Origin of the sequence: Candidatus Chlorohelix allophototropha (assembly GCF_030389965.1) — a bacterium.
Lineage (GTDB): Bacteria > Chloroflexota > Chloroflexia > Chloroheliales > Chloroheliaceae > Chlorohelix > Chlorohelix allophototropha.
This window is the reverse complement of sequence record NZ_CP128399.1, coordinates 2566851-2583715: the sequence shown is the minus strand read 5'-3', so window position 1 is coordinate 2583715 and position 16865 is coordinate 2566851. Positions and strand designations below refer to the sequence as shown.

11 protein-coding genes, 2 tRNA genes and 1 other RNA gene are annotated in these 16865 nt (G+C 45.8%); 11 read left to right on the top strand and 3 right to left on the bottom strand.

Going from position 1 to position 16865, the window contains the following annotated elements; translation table 11 throughout:
- Position 1: 1 nt before the first annotated feature.
- The 10 genes from OZ401_RS11350 to OZ401_RS11305 all read left to right on the top strand — a co-directional run bounded on the left by OZ401_RS11350 (position 2) and on the right by OZ401_RS11305 (position 8921).
- Positions 2-823 (top strand): ferric reductase-like transmembrane domain-containing protein, encoded by an 822-nt coding sequence (locus OZ401_RS11350; RefSeq protein WP_341468350.1) that lies wholly within the window; start codon positions 2-4, stop codon positions 821-823.
- A gap of 160 nt (positions 824-983) precedes the next feature.
- Positions 984-2903, top strand: a complete 1920-nt coding sequence (locus tag OZ401_RS11345) for an ArnT family glycosyltransferase (protein ID WP_341468349.1) — start codon at positions 984-986, stop codon at positions 2901-2903.
- 189 nt (positions 2904-3092) lie between these two features.
- The gene (locus OZ401_RS11340; protein WP_341468348.1) at positions 3093-3959 is read left to right on the top strand and encodes a HEAT repeat domain-containing protein; all 867 of its coding nucleotides are present in this window, start codon (positions 3093-3095) and stop codon (positions 3957-3959) included.
- A gap of 165 nt (positions 3960-4124) precedes the next feature.
- Complete coding sequence (locus OZ401_RS11335) at positions 4125-5393, top strand: IS4 family transposase (RefSeq protein ID WP_341468347.1); 1269 nt, start codon at positions 4125-4127, stop codon at positions 5391-5393.
- 366 nt (positions 5394-5759) lie between these two features.
- Positions 5760-6638, top strand: coding sequence for a DUF2515 family protein (locus OZ401_RS11330; protein ID WP_341468346.1), 879 nt, complete (start codon positions 5760-5762; stop codon positions 6636-6638).
- A gap of 87 nt (positions 6639-6725) precedes the next feature.
- Positions 6726-7268 carry a YceI family protein gene (locus tag OZ401_RS11325; protein WP_341468345.1) on the top strand — a complete coding sequence of 181 codons (543 nt, stop codon included), beginning with the start codon at positions 6726-6728 and terminating at the stop codon, positions 7266-7268.
- A gap of 107 nt (positions 7269-7375) precedes the next feature.
- Positions 7376-8278 (top strand): SDR family oxidoreductase, encoded by a 903-nt coding sequence (locus OZ401_RS11320; RefSeq protein WP_341468344.1) that lies wholly within the window; start codon positions 7376-7378, stop codon positions 8276-8278.
- 95 nt (positions 8279-8373) lie between these two features.
- Positions 8374-8447 (top strand) — tRNA-Gln (locus OZ401_RS11315).
- Positions 8448-8465: 18 nt separating this feature from the next.
- An RNA gene (gene rnpB, locus OZ401_RS11310) (RNase P RNA component class A) lies at positions 8466-8845 on the top strand.
- Between the two features lie 4 nt (positions 8846-8849).
- Positions 8850-8921 (top strand) — tRNA-His (locus OZ401_RS11305).
- A gap of 134 nt (positions 8922-9055) precedes the next feature.
- Here OZ401_RS11305 and OZ401_RS11300 read toward each other — a convergent pair.
- The 3 genes from OZ401_RS11300 to OZ401_RS11290 form a co-directional block, all read right to left on the bottom strand.
- Positions 9056-10342: a hypothetical protein gene (locus tag OZ401_RS11300; protein ID WP_341468343.1), complete on the bottom strand. Its 1287-nt coding sequence runs from the start codon at positions 10340-10342 to the stop codon at positions 9056-9058.
- A gap of 114 nt (positions 10343-10456) precedes the next feature.
- A complete protein-coding gene (locus tag OZ401_RS11295; protein WP_341468342.1) occupies positions 10457-13165 on the bottom strand; it encodes a CBS domain-containing protein in 2709 nt (902 codons plus the stop codon).
- 248 nt (positions 13166-13413) lie between these two features.
- Positions 13414-14556, bottom strand: coding sequence for an ABC transporter ATP-binding protein (locus tag OZ401_RS11290; protein WP_341468341.1), 1143 nt, complete (start codon positions 14554-14556; stop codon positions 13414-13416).
- 344 nt (positions 14557-14900) lie between these two features.
- Here OZ401_RS11290 and OZ401_RS11285 point away from each other — a divergent pair, with 344 nt between their 5' ends.
- Positions 14901-16862: a DNA repair helicase XPB gene (locus tag OZ401_RS11285; protein ID WP_341468340.1), complete on the top strand. Its 1962-nt coding sequence runs from the start codon at positions 14901-14903 to the stop codon at positions 16860-16862.
- Positions 16863-16865: the final 3 nt, after the last annotated feature.

The following is a 16865-nucleotide window of genomic DNA, read 5'->3' as shown; positions in this document are numbered from 1 at the left end:
TATGAGCGAAAAACATAGTATGTTAGACCATCATTTATTTAAGGATCGACGAAGGGTATTGGCTGTTCCTGCCCATGCTGAAAAACCCGTCACCCGCACCGGTAAAATGGTTTTAACTAATTTGATGGTAGCTTCTCTTATCTTTGGAGTGTTCCTTGCGGGAACAACCCTTGCCAATACTACTTATCGTGACGCAATTTCCGGCTTGCTTGGTCGTCATTGGAAAGACATTTTAAGCGCACAGATGGGTACATCTCTGGGGGAAGGCTTCGCCGAGAAAAGCCCCTGGATTATGGCGCGCGCTGGTGGCGTTATTGCTTATTTGACCTTATATGCCAGTGTAGCGGTAGGGTTATTGTCAAGCTCACGTCTGCTGCCACGCTTTATCCATTCTGCTGCTGTGATTTACTTTCATCGCTTGCTTTCGCTGATTACGTTGGTATTTCTTATTATGCATGTGGTCGGGCTAATGCTGGATAATTACCTTAAATTCAGCTTGGTAGATTGCATTGTTCCGTTTACCGGACCTTATCGCCCGCTTTTCACAGGTATTGGCACACTGAGTTTCTATGGAATCATGGCGGTGGTGATAAGTGTTTATATGTCCGATAAAATTGGCTATAAAGCTTGGAAAATGCTTCATTATCTAAGTTTTGCTGTTTTTGCCGCAAGTCTAGCACATGGTTTATTAACAGGAACTGATAGTAAAGCGGATTGGGCAATCAATATGTATATTGTCACCGGCGTATCCGTATTTATCCTGTTAGAAGTTCGAATTTTCAAAAGCTGGTTCCAGAGCTTAAAGAAACGTGCTGTGAACTAAGCCTTCAAAATATATTATCGGTTATAACTATGCCTCCGGGTTTTTGCCTGGGGGCATATATAATTGATAAACGGATAGAAAAGACATCCTTGCTTAAGTATTTACTGAATGGTATTCTGTATTAAAATAGACGATCTTTCCAGCTTGAGGGTATTAGTACATGACTTTGCTGCAAACCCGCACTGTAGCTACATCCAAAATCTCACGCATCGAAATTATAGCTTTATTGGCAGTTTTATCGTTAACTGCACTTCTGAACTTTCTGTTTCTTTCCCAAAATGGTTTTGGCAATAGCTATTATGCAGCAGCAGTAAAAAGTATGCTGGTGTCATGGAAAAACTTTTTCTATGTGTCATTTGATGCTGCCGGATTTATAAGTATAGATAAACCACCTTTGGGCTTATGGATACAGGCTACCAGTGCGCTGCTTTTCGGCTTTAACGGCTTTAGTCTAATGTTACCCCAAGCGTTAGCAGGGGTTGGGTCTGTAGCTATTCTCTATTTTTTGGTGCGAAAAGCCGCTGGTGTGGTTGCGGGATTCATCGCTGCTACTCTGCTGGCTATTTCACCGATTAATGTGGTCACCAATCGTTCGAATATTCTTGAGAGTTTGGTAGTTCTGACCGTATTGCTGGCGACATGGGCAATTCTACGCTCAATTGAGCAAAGGAGCTTGAGTTGGCTATTGGTTGGTGGAGCGTTTATTGGAATTGGTTTTAATATAAAGGGGCTGGAAACTTGGTTGGTTGTGCCTGTTCTAATTGCTACTTATCTTTTTGGTGTTCAATTGGCTTGGCGCATCCGTTTTCTAAATCTCGGTTTGATGCTTCTTGTCATTATATGTGTGTCACTGGTCTGGATTGTTGCAGTTGATCTTACCCCTGCCCCGCAGCGTCCTTATGTTGATTCCACCCTCACAAATTCTGAATTTGATCTTACCTTTAATTACAACGGTACTCAACGTTTGTTCGGAGAACCCTCTTATGGTGGTAAGCCCCCCGTTATCAAACATGATAAGGGTGATCCCGGTCCGATTCGCCTTTTTCAACCACCGCTGGCTAGTCAGATTGGCTGGTTTCTTCCCTTTGCCCTCCTTTCTTTAATGGCGGGGCTGTGGAAAGTCGATTGGGGTAACTTGCGACAGAGCTTAAAGCGCCGCTATTTGTCACAATCCCAATATTCTTTACTTCTGTGGGGTGGTTGGCTTATTACGGCAGGGTCTTTTTTCAGCGTAGCGCTTCGCTTTAACCAATATTATATGGCAGTGTTTGCGCCTGCAACTTGTGCTTTGGTAGGCTGTGGCGTAGTTTCTTTGTGGCGAGATATGGCAATTCCTACTTGGCGCGGGTGGTTGCTGGTAGTAGCATTTGGCGCAACTGCGCTAGAGCAAGTTATTATTATGACGGGCTTTCCCGATTGGAATAATTGGCAACTCCCCTTGCTAATAGCCCTATGCGTTACAGGGGTTTTATTACTTGGGGCTATGCGAATTTTGCTACTGCGTAATCCTCCTCAAAAGCATCTTAAAGTTATAAGCGCTATAACGCTGGTTACACTTTTGCTAGTGCCATTATGGTGGGTGAGCGTTTCACTTACTCCCAATAACGGCGGAGAATTCCCCTTATCAGGTCCTAATCCTATTCAACAGGGTAATTTCATAGTACCCAAGCCTGACCAAACATTGCTTGATTTCCTGAATGCCAATTCGACAAATGAGCGTTTTTTCATTGCTACTTCTTCGATAGAGGATGCCGGTTCGATAGCGCTTGCTACCGATAAAGCGGTAATGGCTATGGGCGGTTATTCGGGCTATGCTGCCATACTTACCCCACAATCGTTGGCTGCAAGAGTAAAGGCGGGAGAAGTAAAATTGTTCCTTATTCCTGTTAGTAATTTGCAAGAAAGCCAAGCTCAGGCTTTATATTCACAGGAGATCGCCGCTACCGGAAATCCTTTTGTTACAAGCTATACCAATGCTTTGACACGTTGGATTAGCGATAATTGCCAGCCGATAACCCCCAATCAATGGCAAACCACTCCTCAACTGCTAAAGATGCAACTCTACAAGTGTAACCCTTAGCTCATCAGTGACAACTTAAGCTCCAACTGAATTTATCAAGCTAATGACGAGGCTAATCAAGCTGAGCAATTTTCGGTAAAAATGCTTGTTTGGCAACGAAAAGCCTGTATTTTATCCGAGTAGTAATTGCCAATGCAGGCACATTTGAGAAAATTAACGACATAGCAACCAAAAAAGGAGGGGAAATTAGTGGATGATAATAAAAGAGAACTAATTATGGGCAAGATGGCACTTGTGGAGTCAGCTGATCCTACTATTCGTGAGCGTACTATGGTTGAAATTAAACGATTAACTCATTCAATGAATAAAGACACGAGTGAATTCCTCAATTCTGAACTAGTTGTTAGTAGTTTGGTTAAAGCACTTAAAGATGCTAATCCTAAGGTACGGAATGATGCTGCATTAATTATGAGTAATCTATCGAATAAAAGGCTAGTTGAACCTTTAACTAAAGCGCTTCACAAGGATACTAATTTACAAGTACGTATAGCTTGTATAATTGCGCTTGGTGCTAAAGGTCTTAGAACTCATAAAACTCTTCCACTCATGATCAAATTGTTACGAACCGATAAAGAAGCTGATATACGTGAGTTTGCTGCTGCTAATTTAGGGAAAATCAAAGATGTTTTTGCTATAGAACCACTGACTCAGGCTATAAACGAGAATTTGGAAGAAAGTGGGATTTTGAGTGAAATCGCCTTGGCACTTGGCAGTATTGGTGATGAGAGGGCTCTTGAACCACTTCTGCAATTATCGAAATTCTCTGATGATAATGTAAGAGAATTTGCAGTGGAGGCTCTTGGAGATGTGAAAAGTCCTCAGGCTTTGGATCGTTTAGTCGAGATTGTACTTGATCAAACAGAAATAAAGGATGTGAGAGGACGTGCAATTGAAAGTATAGAGAAAATCGGTATTTTAACTCCTGATATACAGAAAGTGCTTGAAAGTGTACTTGGAGATATGGAGAGCTACGCCGATAGAAATTGGCATGATAATAAACTAGGTGAATTTGCACAAAGAGCCTTGAAAAAGCTACAACTAGGTAAGGACGGATAATGATGCTACCATATCACCTAATTTGTAGCAATTACCCTTAGCTCATCAGTTACAAGTTAAGGGATTAGGAGATAAGTCAAATCAATACGAGGTGAAAAAAAGCCCTATTCCAATTACAATAGGGCGATGGAAAAAGAAGAAAAACCACCAAAAAAAGCGAGTAGTGTGCGGCATACCAGAGCCATCGCCCTTGATCGCTCAAAAAGACCCACGATCGCTCCCCCGCCCGAAGAAATCGAGCAACTGCTGGCGGAAGTGGTGCAACCCAACACTTTTAGTCTGATCCGGCTCTATCAGGAAATGGGCTTACGGGCGCGTACTCTGACCCTGCCAGTAATGCTGGCTTTCGTCCTCAGTCTGATCTGGCGTCAGATCGGGGCCGTCTCTGAAGCGGTCAGAGTAATCAAGCAAGAAGGAATGTTATGGCAGCCGCCGATCAGGGTCACTCAGCAAGCGATCAGTCAACGCCTGCGGGAAATGCCAGCGGCTCTGTTTGAAGCGGTCCTAAACGAAGTGCTGCCCCTGATGCACCAGCGTTGGCGCCAGCGTCAGCGTCCTCTGCCACCTGAGCTGCAAAGGGTTTTAGCCCACTTCAGCCGGGTGGCCGCGGTGGATGGTTCCACCCTGGATGCTTTGATCAAGAAAACCGGTTTACTGCGAGAAATAGAAGGCAGCGTCTTAGCGGGGAAAATGATGGGTTTGCTGGATGTAGCCAGCCAGTTACCCCTCAAAATCTGGTATGGTGAAAATAGCGCAGCCCACGATCAGAGCTGGTGGGAAGCCATTATCGAGACTTTGGAAACAGAGAGTTTGACGCTGTTTGATCTGGGCTTTGTAAATTATGGCCGTTACCGGCAGTTGACGGTGGAGCACAAGTACTTTGTGACACGGGTAAAAAGTAGGATGGACTACCGGGTGGTGCAAGCGCTAACCAATGAGGAGGGAGTGCGGGAGTGGTTGATCGCGGTGGGTTCCAAAGAAGAGAAAAGTGAGCAGGTACTGCGTCTGGTGGCAGTGGAATGGGAGGGGAAAAGTTATTGTTATTTGAGCAATGTGTTGGAGAGGTCCCGTTTAACTGGAGCTACGATAGCCTATCTTTATCGCCAGCGGTGGCGGATCGAGGAGGCTTTTAAGGTAGTAAAACGGCAGTTGGGTCTGGCTTATTTTCACGCCGGCAGCATAAATGCGATCTGCCTGCAGGTCTGGGCTACCTGGTTATTGTATTGTGTTTTGATAGACTTGACCGACAGCGTAGCGGAAGAACTAAAACAACCTTTTAAGGCAATCTCAGTAGAAATGGTCTATCGGGGGTTATACCATTACAGCCAGGCCTTAAAGCGGGGAGAAACCTTGAGTGTTTCTCAGTATCTGGCTCAAAATGCCAAGTTATTAGGGATTGTCAAACGCCCTTCCAAAAGACCTCTTCTTATTTGACATTTACTTTGCTACCTTAACTTGTAACCTATGCCCTTAGCTCATTGTGCTGTCTTTACCTGCACATACAAGTTTAATCCCCTATGATTTTATAATGTTCTAATTGCTGCGTCTTCAAATACTGCTATTACATCTATTTGTAAAGTAAACACACACTAACTTTTTAAATGTTTACCAAACATTAACTTTTCTTGTATTTATCTTATGGATTCTTCTCTAATTCTGTACAGAGCAAAATTATAAATGCTGTACAATAGTTGTAGAGCATAAGATATAGCATTTGTACAAGAATTATTCATAAGATGCTATGCAAATGGATTTCTATATAAGGTACGCACTTATTATTCTCAGCTATGGGTGAAGAAAATGACCAACTCGATATTAGCAGAAAAAGAAATTACAGAAATAGAACTAAATAATAATGTGCCGGTAGAGCAAACGGAAGAGCCTCCCTATAAGCAGAAGTGGGTGAGACTGGCTAATAGCAAGGTGGCTAAAGCTTATAAGAATCGCCCGGCATTGGATATACCCCTAGCAAGAAACAAGCTTATCAATAAAGCTTATGCTGAAATGTACCTTAGCGACCCGGCAACTTTCAAATGGGCGGGTCTGGCATCCTTTGCTTCTCGCAATGTGGGCGAGAAAATGGAATTATTGCGTAATCTCTCTAAAGCTTCTGTTGGCACACTTATTGCCAGTTTTGGCACTGCCCTGCCTCTTTATTTGATTTCCTCAGAAATCAAATATCTTTATAAGGCAGTATCTGAAGGTAACAAACTTATTTTTACCGATATGTACTGGCAGCATCTGGCTTATCGTGATGCCGGTCTGGAAGAACTAGAGCGGATTTACTTGCAAGGTGGCCTTCCTGAAAAAGCTATTAAAGCCTGGAGGCTCTTGGATGAAGGTAAGAAAACCGGAAACCAAGATATGATCTGGCAGGCTAACATTGATATTTTGCAACGCGAACAATGGGATATTGTACATCCTGCTCTTTATGCCGGGAAACGGAATGAGGATTTGTGGGAACTGATTTCTACTTCTCATAACCTTACCGGTGTTCTGATTACTTCACCTGTTCCGGGAGTTGAAAAGCGATTCAAGGATTGTGTGCCTAATGCAAACCTTGCAAAGCTCAAAGACCGCTGGAAATGGTGTACTGATTTCATTATGCCTGATTGGAAGGCATTTGAAACTAAGTACCCTAAAAAAGTTGAGTTGTTGTTGAAGAAAATAGCGGCGTAATATTCTTTACAGTCGATTTGATATAAATAGCGCTTTCAGAACCTTATCTGTAAAGTTATTACACGTTTTGAATTTGGAGGGTTTTTAATGATTTGGAATATAGATGGCGGAAAATCAGCGATTGTGTTTGGCGTAAAGCACTTGATGTTCTCAACTGTGAAAGGTCGTTTCCACAAAATCAGCGGAATGGTTGATTGGGATGAAGAAAATCCAGCCAACTCCATTATCGAAGCTACAGTAGATACCGGTAGCATCCAGACCGATGACAAGAGCCGTGATAAACACCTACGGTCTGAGGATTTCTTTGATGTCAAGCACTATCCTTATATGACCTTCAAAAGCACTAAGGTTAAACCGCTTGGTCATAATAAATACCGCTTGATCGGAAACATGACTATTAAAACGGTAACCAAAGAGGTTACTTTTGAGGTAGATTATGCCGGACGTAAAAGTAATGCTTTCGAAGGGAATTTTTCAGCGTTCCGAGCAACCGCTCAAATCAACCGCAAGGAATTTGGTTTGGTATGGAATGCCGCTATCGAAGCGGGTGGTGTAGCGGTAGGAGATCAGATAAAGATCGAACTTCTTATCAATACGGCGAGAGAGAGTGCTGTGACTGTTGCTGCCTAGTCCTAATACCGAATATTTTTCCATGCGCGGTTGTTGAGCTATCGCGCATTTTTTTTGCGTTTAAACTATAATACTCAAAACCCTTATTGTATGAGTGAGTATTGATTATGAAATTGGTTATCGGTAGTACCGGATTTATAGGGCGTGCCTTGGTAAAAGCGTTAGTAGAACGCTATCCCGGGCAGGTGAGAGCGTTAGTACGCCAAAATAGCAAACTGCTCGAACTTGCGCAATTGCCCGGTCTGGAACTGGTGGTGGGCGATATACTTGATCGGGAATCCCTAACCAATGCGATGAAAGGCGTGGATACGCTATTTTATTTTGCTGCCCTAACCGCCAATATCAAAAATAAAGAGAATATCTACTGGAGAATCAATGCGGAAGGCACCTATAACGCAATAGAAGCGGCTGCGCAAGCGGGAGTAAAACGCTTGGTGCTGTGCAATGGTTTAGGTACGATAAAAAGCACGCCCGGAAGTTATATGCGTACCCGTTGGGAAATGGAAGAAGCTGCTCGCCAAAGCACTATCCCTTGGACAATTTTGCAACCCGGAGTTGTATTCGGAACCGGCTCTGAGTTCTTTGAATCACAGGCACGTATTATCAAAAAAGCGCCAATTGCGGCAATGATCGGTGGTTCAAAAATACGCTTCCAACCCGTTTATGTAGGGGATGTGGTGCGTGCGGCTGTTGAAGCCTCAGAACGTACCGATAAAATCGGAAAAACCATCGAATTGGTAGGTGCTGAGAATTATACATATAAAGAATTGATTGATTTGATTCTTGTTACCATAAAGAAAAAGCGACTAAAAATGTCAGTGCCCTTATGGGCGGCATGGATTGGCGCAACTATTTTTAATCTTTTACCCAAACCTCCGCTTACTCCGGCTCTTGTTGAAATGTTCTCATTTGATAATGTTGCTGCCGATCCCAATGTGATTGAGCATGAATTCGGTTTTAAGCCTTCCCCGCTGATTCCATATTTAGAAAAGCACGGCATACGATTTTAGGACTGACAAAGTGAGAGTCAACAAAAAAACCAGCTTCAAAAGATTGCATTTCGCGTACCAATCGGCTATAATTGTTTGGCTTGAACAGGCAATGTTCGGGTGTCGTCTAATGGTAGGACAGCAGACTTTGAATCTGTCAGTTGGGGTTCGAGTCCCTGCACCCGAGCCATTTGTTTGAGAGTATCGGGTAGGGAGAAGGGCAGTCGCTGGTGCAAACCAGAGGAAAGTCCGAGCTACAAAGAGCGGGGTGTCGTGTGGAGACGAAAGTTTAAGCGCGAGAAGCGACCTTACGAGGTCGTTGACAGTCCAGATTGGGTCGGTCGTTAAGCTTGCTGAAAAGTAAGAGCAGCGACAGGCAGAGCAACAGAGACGAAAACCCTTGCGAAAGCAAGGGGGTGAAAAGGGCAATCCTCCCTGTAGCAATCTCCGAGTTGGCGGATAAAGACGGTTGCTCGCCGGAGCCAGAAGACGAGAGCAGTCGTGGAGGCGACGACACGACCGGTGCTGCAAAGTACCGAGATAGATGACTGCCATGAACAGAACTCGGCTTACTCTCTTTCTACCCGTTATGGTGGGTGTAGCTCAATGGCAGAGCACTTGATTGTGGATCAAGGGGTTGTGGGTTCGAAACCCATCATCCACCCTCTAGCTTATTACAAAAGGCTAAATGAGCTTCTATACTCAAATATAGGAGCTTTTTTATTTCTGGAAAAACCTTGATACCGAAAAAATCCCTTAACTAGGCTGTTATATATGTAACGACCTGAATTTCCCCCTTTATTTCTTCTCGGCGGCACGCCGCTGGTAGAAAGCCGACTCGTTTAGCTCGACTGTGAACACCTCGTTAGAGCGGAGGGGCAAAGGCTGTGGGTTGTAGCCGATGATAACCCCTTTCGATTGGAGCTTGTCCAGCGCTTTTTGCAAAATCTGAGTGGCGCGCGTTACGTTTTTGGTGGTGATGCCCGCTTTTTCTAACGCGGTGCTTCGTGCAATCCCAATGCTCAACTTGCTATACTTTAACTCTTTGTAGCGGGTATAAAGATAGCTTTCCAGCCGATCTTCGGTGCGGGTGTGAACCGGATTTGCCAGCGTTTTGGGTTCGGCGAGGCGCGGCACAAGGGTGTAATTGTTGCCCGGTCTGCCATCGCGCCGCCGCACGCCTTCGTACCATTCTTGTCCGATTTGCACCTGAATAATATCGCCCGGTACGCCCTTCTCGAACAATTCCCATGTGGAGAGATTGCGGTTCGCCTCCTCCTCGTTATCGTAGAGCGTGCGGATGCTGGTAAGCAGCGATTGTAGGACGGTAGCGCGATAACTCTTGCCCTTATCATATACCGGGCGTTCCGCCGCAATCTGAGTGGTTAGCAACGCTACCAACGTGCGCATTAGGTAGCGACGGTTTTTGCTGTAGTGGATGCCGCGCTTGTCACGGGCATAGCCCAGACGGTCGAGAAAATCATTGACCGAGAAAGTGATATTCGGGGTGCGCCAGTGCGGATAATCATTGGCAATCTCAAAGAGCAGATGCATCACACGGGCGGCGTAATCGCCTAGCGCAGCGCGGGCAATTTCCGTCACCGTCACCATTGCCATTTCGCGGCGTACTTCTTGCTCGGTCAACAGGGGTGGATTCTCATCCTCATCCAGCGGCTCGAAGCCGGGCAGCGGGATTTGCAGACTTAGGCGACCTTCTTTGCGTTGCAGAATAAACTTGTTGCCCTGTACAATGCCCTCGCCTCGTTCGAACTGGTGAATATCCGGGCGCAGATAGTTATAGACCGTATCCATCGCGATTAAACCACGCGCGCTGTCCGTCTCGATTTCGTGGCGCAGCCTCGCCTCATCCGGATCGAGTACCTCCTCGCCGCGCAACCGCGCCAGATAATCCTGCGTAACCTTGATTTTATCGCGCACCTCTTCTAGGCGCGAATTAAGGGTGGGTTCATCCAGAAGGTTATTATTGAGCAGTTCTTGTTCTTCGGTGTGGCACTGTTGCAGATAACGTTCGGCAACCGCCTCCACCTCCGCCTCGCTGTAACCGGTGCGGGCAAATCGTTCCATTATTTATCCTCTTTTTCGCCAAAATTGTCGGGTAATTTCAGCATGGCGAATTGTAACCCATCTAGAGGAGTCAATCAACCTATCATGCTTAGTGCGACTGGAGTTTGGTTGAGCTTATATAGGGGGGGAAACCGGTATAGTCAGCGTCGAATTTCCTAACACCTCGCGTACCTTGTCATTTAGGTTACTGGATGTAAAAGGCTTCGGTAAAAAATCTATTTTTGATTCCAGTTCTTTATCGATAGAAAAGCCTTTGTCGCCGTAACCGGACATAAGCAGAACTTTGGTAGAAGGTCGCATTTGTACAATTTCTTTCGCCAGTTCTAATCCACTTTTGCCGGGCATAATAAAATCGGTTATCAACAAATGTATTGGCTCGTTGTATTCTCTGGAAATCTCCAGAGCCTCCTCTGGATTGGCGGCTCTTAACACCTTGTAGCCTGCTTTCTCTAGTATTAAGCCAACTATTTTCCGAATTTTGTCATCATCCTCCACTGCCAAGATTGTTTCGTTGCCCTTAATTGCAACTTTTTCAACTTGCCTTTTCAAAGCTTTGCTCGCTTCAGCTTTGCTTGCCGGAAGATAGATTTTGCAACTTGTGCCGAAACCATACCGACTGTGCAACTCAATGTGTCCGCCGCTTTGCTCGATTATCCCGTACACGGTCGAAAGCCCTAAACCTGTGCCTTTGCCCAATTCTTTTGTTGTAAAAAAAGGTTCAAAAACATGGGGTAGAATATCCGGCGCAATACCTAGCCCGGTATCTGTTACAGATAACAGCACATATTGTCCCGGTTTCAGGCTGGAATACTGGCTGAAATATTCTTCTTCCATTGTCACAACGCTTGTTTCAATAACCAGTTTTCCGCCCTTGGGCATTGCATCTTTGGCATTAACTACAAGGTTCAAGATAACCTGAACAAGTTGTCCGGGATCGGCTTTAATGGCAGGGATTTGCGGTTTAATTATCACCTGTAATTCGATATTTTCTCTGATAACGCGACGGAGCATTTTTTCGGTGTTCTGGATGGTATCGTTCAGATTAAACAACCGGGGTTGTAGCACTTGCTTGCGGCTGACCGCCAAGAGTTGGCGAGTTAGCTCAGTTGCTCGTTCGCTTCCTTTTTTGATTTCTTCGACTCCCTCTCTCAAACTGTTATTCGTAGGAAGGAGTTGTAATAAAAAGTCACTTTCGCATAATATGCTGGTGAGTATATTGTTGAAATCGTGCGCTATCCCTCCTGCCAACCTGCCAACCGCCTCCATTTTCTGCGATTGGCGGAGTTGCTCTTCTGCCTTTTCTCGCTCTTGGCGGGTGCGCAAGGTAGTTATGCCATAAGCTAGATTTCCCGCCAACTTGCTCAATAATTCCACTTCCTCATGGAAAAAGGAATTTGGGGCGGTGGCATAAATGGTTATAGTGCCCAATAACTTTTCCATGTAAATCAGTGGCAAGGCAATTGAAGAGGTAAAACCCAATTGTATAGCGAAAGTTTGCCAGGCAGTACAGCTTGAACTTCCTTGAAAGTTATTGCATATCACCGGACGAGATGTTTGAAAGGCGCGACAGGTTGGGTCGATTTCTGTAGTAGCGTTAGCGCAAGTTTCACTCAAGTTTTCGAGGGCATCTCCACCCTCTCCCCAGTATGCCATCGGCTGAACCACATTCTCGTTTTTCTCTCGCGCAAATCCTACCCATGCAAGGGGATAACCGCCCTCTTCTACAGTAATGCGGCAGATTTCTTTCAATAGCGCCGTTTCATCTGAGGCTTTTAACATTGCTTCGTTAGCTTCACCGAGCATTTTATTTGTTCGGTTTGCCCGTTTCAAGGTTTCTTCGGTTTGCTTTCGGATGCCAAGCTCGATTTGTGTCTGCTCTACTGCCGTTTGCAGTTCACCTGTCCGTTCCGTTACCATATTCTCTAGGTCTTTGTTGCGATTCTCAAGCAAATCGAGCTTTTCATTTTCCAGTCGTTGGATTGTTCGCTGAAACATTTCCAACGTGGTAACCATATCAACCGGGTCGAGCAATTTTATCAAGTCACTTTGCGTGATAATTCCGGCAAGTTCGCTATGCTTTCCCACCACCACGAGGCGACGCACCTGTAGTTGCTGCATTAATTGATGCGCATGCCACAGAGTATCTTCGGATTTCAGCAAATGTAAGGGGCTGCTCATAACTGTTTGCGCCGGAGTATGCTCAAAATCTATGTGTTGAGAGCGCAACATTACAATGTCTCTTTCGGTGATAATACCTTGCGGTATAACCCCTGCCCCTGTTTTCAACTCTGCCACTATCACGCAACTAATCCGTTGTTCCGTCATCATACGGGCTACATCCATAACGGAGTTTTGTGGCGAGATATAATACACCTGATTATTTATAACATCCTTAACCTCACGGAGCTTGAACATATTCAAGGGTTGGAGGGCTTGGCGTATGCTTTCAGTAGTTATTATTCCGGTTAAATGTCCTTCTTGGTCAACGACGGGCAGGTGGCGGATATGGAATTGGTGAAACAGGCGCAGCACGGAGAAAATATCTACAAAATCCTCTTCTGCAATAGTGATAACGTGTCGGGTGATTACCTTACTAACCTCTATGTCTTTTAACGCAGCGGCGGAAGCAGCCAATTTCACCCCATCGCGTTGGGTAAAAATCCCGATTAACCGGGGACCCTCCATTATAAGGGCACAAGAACTTTTGGATTGTCCAAGCAAGTTCAATAGTTGATCTACCGGGGTTTCAAGGGGCAGAATCAAAGGGTTTGGGTCAAGGATTTGCTCAAGCGTAGGCAGAAAGGTAGGAATCGCGAAAGACAAAGCGCTAATGCTCCTTCGAAAAAACTCTAATCTGGTTCTGTATAATTATTACCTGCCTATTATAGCCCAAAAGGATAAAATTATTGCGCATTTTTAAAACGCTTGCCCCTCCAAGATCAAAGAAGGCTTTCACATTCGAACGTTTTGTTGGGATTGGAACTTGGTGCTACAAAGAGTTAAAACCATTTATAAATAAAAAAGGCAAGGAGTAAAAACCCCTTGCCTGATATACTTATTCTACGAAAATCTTAACCTCGGTTAGGTCGCTCGACATTGTGGCGGGTCACCAGCGATTTCTGGGTTACCTTGTCGAACACATGTATTTGGTTCAGTTCAAACACTACCTTCATGTCATCGTTCGGGCGGGAGCGGGTGCGCGAGTCGAGTCGAGCGATAAAGTTATGCTTGCCGCTGGCAAGATATACATAAACTTCACTACCCATTGGCTCAACCACTTCAACCTTCACGTTGGCGGTATTGAATTCGTTCGAATCTTGCGCTGATAGAGCTTGGTCGCTGATATGTTCAGGGCGAATACCCATAACTACTTCTTTATTAAGGGAAGAAGCGAGGTCGCGCTTGAATTGCTCTGGAACTTTAATTTTGAAAGTACCGGCATCTAGGAACTGAGTCTGGCTGTCCCCGGTGAGAACTGCATCAAAGAAGTTCATAGGCGGGCTACCGATAAAGCCTGCGACAAACATATTGTCAGGGAAGTCATAAAGGTTTTGCGGGGTGTCAGGTTCCTGCTGCAAAATGCCATCTTTTAGAACCACAATACGGTCAGCCATCGTCATAGCTTCGGTCTGGTCGTGGGTAACGTAGATGATGGTGGTCATCAGGCGCTGGTGCAACTTGCTAATCTGGGTGCGGGTGGCGACGCGCAATTTAGCGTCAAGGTTCGAAAGTGGCTCATCCATCAAGAACACTTTTGGCTCACGCACGATAGCGCGACCTAGCGCCACGCGCTGGCGTTGACCACCGGAGAGTTGCTTGGGCTTGCGATCCAGCAAGTGACCGATTTCGAGCATATCGGCGGCTTCCTGTACTTTTTTCTTAATCTGGTCTTTGGGGGTATGGCGCAGCTTCAAACCAAATGCCATATTATCGTAAACGCTCATATGGGGGTAAAGCGCGTAGCTTTGGAATACCATCGCTATGTCGCGATCTTTTGGGGGCACATCATTGACGCGCTTGCCAGCGATTACAAGGTTGCCAGAGGAGATTTCTTCTAGACCGGCTACCATGCGAAGTGCGGTGGATTTGCCGCAACCGCTAGGACCTACCAGAACCAGAAATTCCTGATCTTTGATTTCGAGGTTAAGGTCTTTAACCGCGATAAATTCGTTGCTGTACTTTTTGTAGACGTGTTCGAGCGTTAGACCTGCCATGGGTCATTTCTCCTTTGCATATCAAGAACAGAACTTTTCGGTAAACCGACGCGCCAGCCACTGAGTCGTGCTCAGGCACCAGATATCATCGGGGGGTGATTAAAACGCAATCACCGGAAACCGCTTATTGATAAACCGCTCGCCAGACCATCGGGTTGGTTTGAAGTGTAGGGAGAATCCCGGTATTCTTCAAAATTAGAATCTGAGGAACTTTGCAAGGGTTTTACCATATTAGCCTATCGGTTTTTGAGCATTTTGTCAATAGGAATGTGAAAATTTCTTTACCAAAACCTTATGATATAATTCTCAAAGAAAACCAAAATTGACTGAAAAGGTAATTAAACGTGAATCAGACCTATAACCCGCTAAACCCGCTGATTATCCAAAGCGATAAGAGCGTGCTTCTGGAAGTAAATAACCCTCAGTATGAAGATGCGCGGAATGAGCTAAGCCGCTTCGCCGAACTGGAGAAAAGCCCTGAGTATATTCATACCTATCGAATTACTCCGCTATCTCTGTGGAATGCGGCGGCGGCGGGCATGGGTGCGGATTTAATCGTGGAAGCCCTTGCCCGCTATAGCAAATTCCCCTTGCCCGGTAATATCATAGTTGATATCAAAGATTATATCTCTCGCTACGGGCGCATCAAACTGGAAGTAGATAACGGGCGTATGGTTTTGCGTAGCACGGATAAACTACTAATTACTGAGGTGGAACGCAGCAAAAGCGTTTCGGAATATGTGTGGAAACGGCTGGACGAACACACCATTGAAATTGACCCGGCGCGGCGAGGCTTTGTAAAACAGGCGCTGGTGGCTTTCGGCTATCCTGCCGAAGACCTCGCGGGTTATGTGGATGGGGAACGGCTTGATGTTGCACTGCGAAATATTACCCTAAGTGGCAAAACCTTTGGTTTGCGTGATTATCAAATGGATGCGGCAGGCAGTTTTTATGCGGGAGGTAGTTCTAGTGGTGGCAGCGGGGTAATCGTTCTACCGTGTGGCGCGGGTAAAACGGTTGTGGGTATGGGTGTGATGGATTTGGTGCAAGCTCAAACCCTCATTCTCACCACCAACACCATCGCGGTGCGGCAATGGATTACCGAAATACTGGATAAAACCACGCTTACCGCCGATCAGGTGGGTGAATATACCGGCGATAAAAAAGAAATCAAGCCTGTCACGGTCACTACCTACCAAATGATTACCTACCGCCCTATGACGGTTAATCGCGAAACGGGCGAAGTGGGCGCGTTTCCACACCTGCAATTGTTTACTGCCTACGATTGGGGCTTGATTATCTATGATGAGGTGCATTTGCTACCCGCTCCAGTTTTCAGGATTACTGCCGAGATACAGGCACGCCGCCGTTTGGGTCTTACTGCTACGTTGGTGCGCGAGGATAATCACGAAACCGATGTATTTTCCCTCATCGGTCCCAAGAAATATGATATGCCGTGGAAAGAACTGGAAGAAAACGGCTGGATTGCCACCGCCGAGTGCTACGAGATTCGTACCGATTTGCCGCAAGAAGAACGCATGGAGTATGTGCTGGAAGAAGATAATCGCGTCAAATATCGCATCTCGGCGATAAGTTCGCGTAAATATGCGCTGGTAAACGCTATTCTGCGGAAGCACACCGAAGATCATGTGCTGGTTATTGGGCAATATCTGGAACAGTTGGGGCGCATTGCCGCTATGATCGGCGCACCGCTGATTACCGGAAAAACTCCCAACGTGGAACGCGCCAAGCTGTACTCACAATTTAAATCGGGCGAAATCAAGGTGCTGGTGGTAAGCCGGGTTGCCAATTTCGCCATAGACCTGCCCGATGCGAATGTGGCGATTCAGGTTTCCGGTTTGTTCGGTTCGCGACAAGAAGAGGCGCAACGCTTGGGTCGTATTCTGCGCCCCAAATCAAACGGGTTGCCAGCTTACTTCTATTCGATTGTGACCCGCGATACCCGCGATCAGGATTTCGCCGCCAACCGCCAATTGTTCCTAACTGAGCAGGGCTACCGCTACACCATTATCGACTCCAAAGAATTTTTGGAACAAATTCTGGGCGTTTACGGTGAGGAATTTACAGTGAAAGATTTGGAAACACACCTATTGCCTCCGCCGCCAGTAGAACCTGCCTACCTTGAGGCGTTACATCACCCGCCCACGCCCGATTTGGATGAGGATAGCCCCACTGAAGAAGAATCGGAATTTCAAGAATTGGAAACGCGGGTTGAGCAGCAGGCAAAGTCTAATGGTCAGAAAAAAGAGGAACGAAAACGCAACCATCTGCGTATAATAAAGTAGGCA

Excerpts from the sequence above, each read along its gene's own strand:
- OZ401_RS11350 (WP_341468350.1), top strand. The coding sequence starts at position 2 with ATGAGCGAAAAACATAGTATGTTAGACCATCATTTATTTAAGGATCGA.
- OZ401_RS11345 (WP_341468349.1), top strand. The coding sequence starts at position 984 with ATGACTTTGCTGCAAACCCGCACTGTAGCTACATCCAAAATCTCACGC.
- OZ401_RS11330 (WP_341468346.1), top strand. The coding sequence starts at position 5,760 with ATGACCAACTCGATATTAGCAGAAAAAGAAATTACAGAAATAGAACTA.
- OZ401_RS11325 (WP_341468345.1), top strand. The coding sequence starts at position 6,726 with ATGATTTGGAATATAGATGGCGGAAAATCAGCGATTGTGTTTGGCGTA.
- OZ401_RS11320 (WP_341468344.1), top strand. The coding sequence starts at position 7,376 with ATGAAATTGGTTATCGGTAGTACCGGATTTATAGGGCGTGCCTTGGTA.
- OZ401_RS11300 (WP_341468343.1), bottom strand. The coding sequence starts at position 10,342 with ATGGAACGATTTGCCCGCACCGGTTACAGCGAGGCGGAGGTGGAGGCG.
- OZ401_RS11290 (WP_341468341.1), bottom strand. The coding sequence starts at position 14,556 with ATGGCAGGTCTAACGCTCGAACACGTCTACAAAAAGTACAGCAACGAA.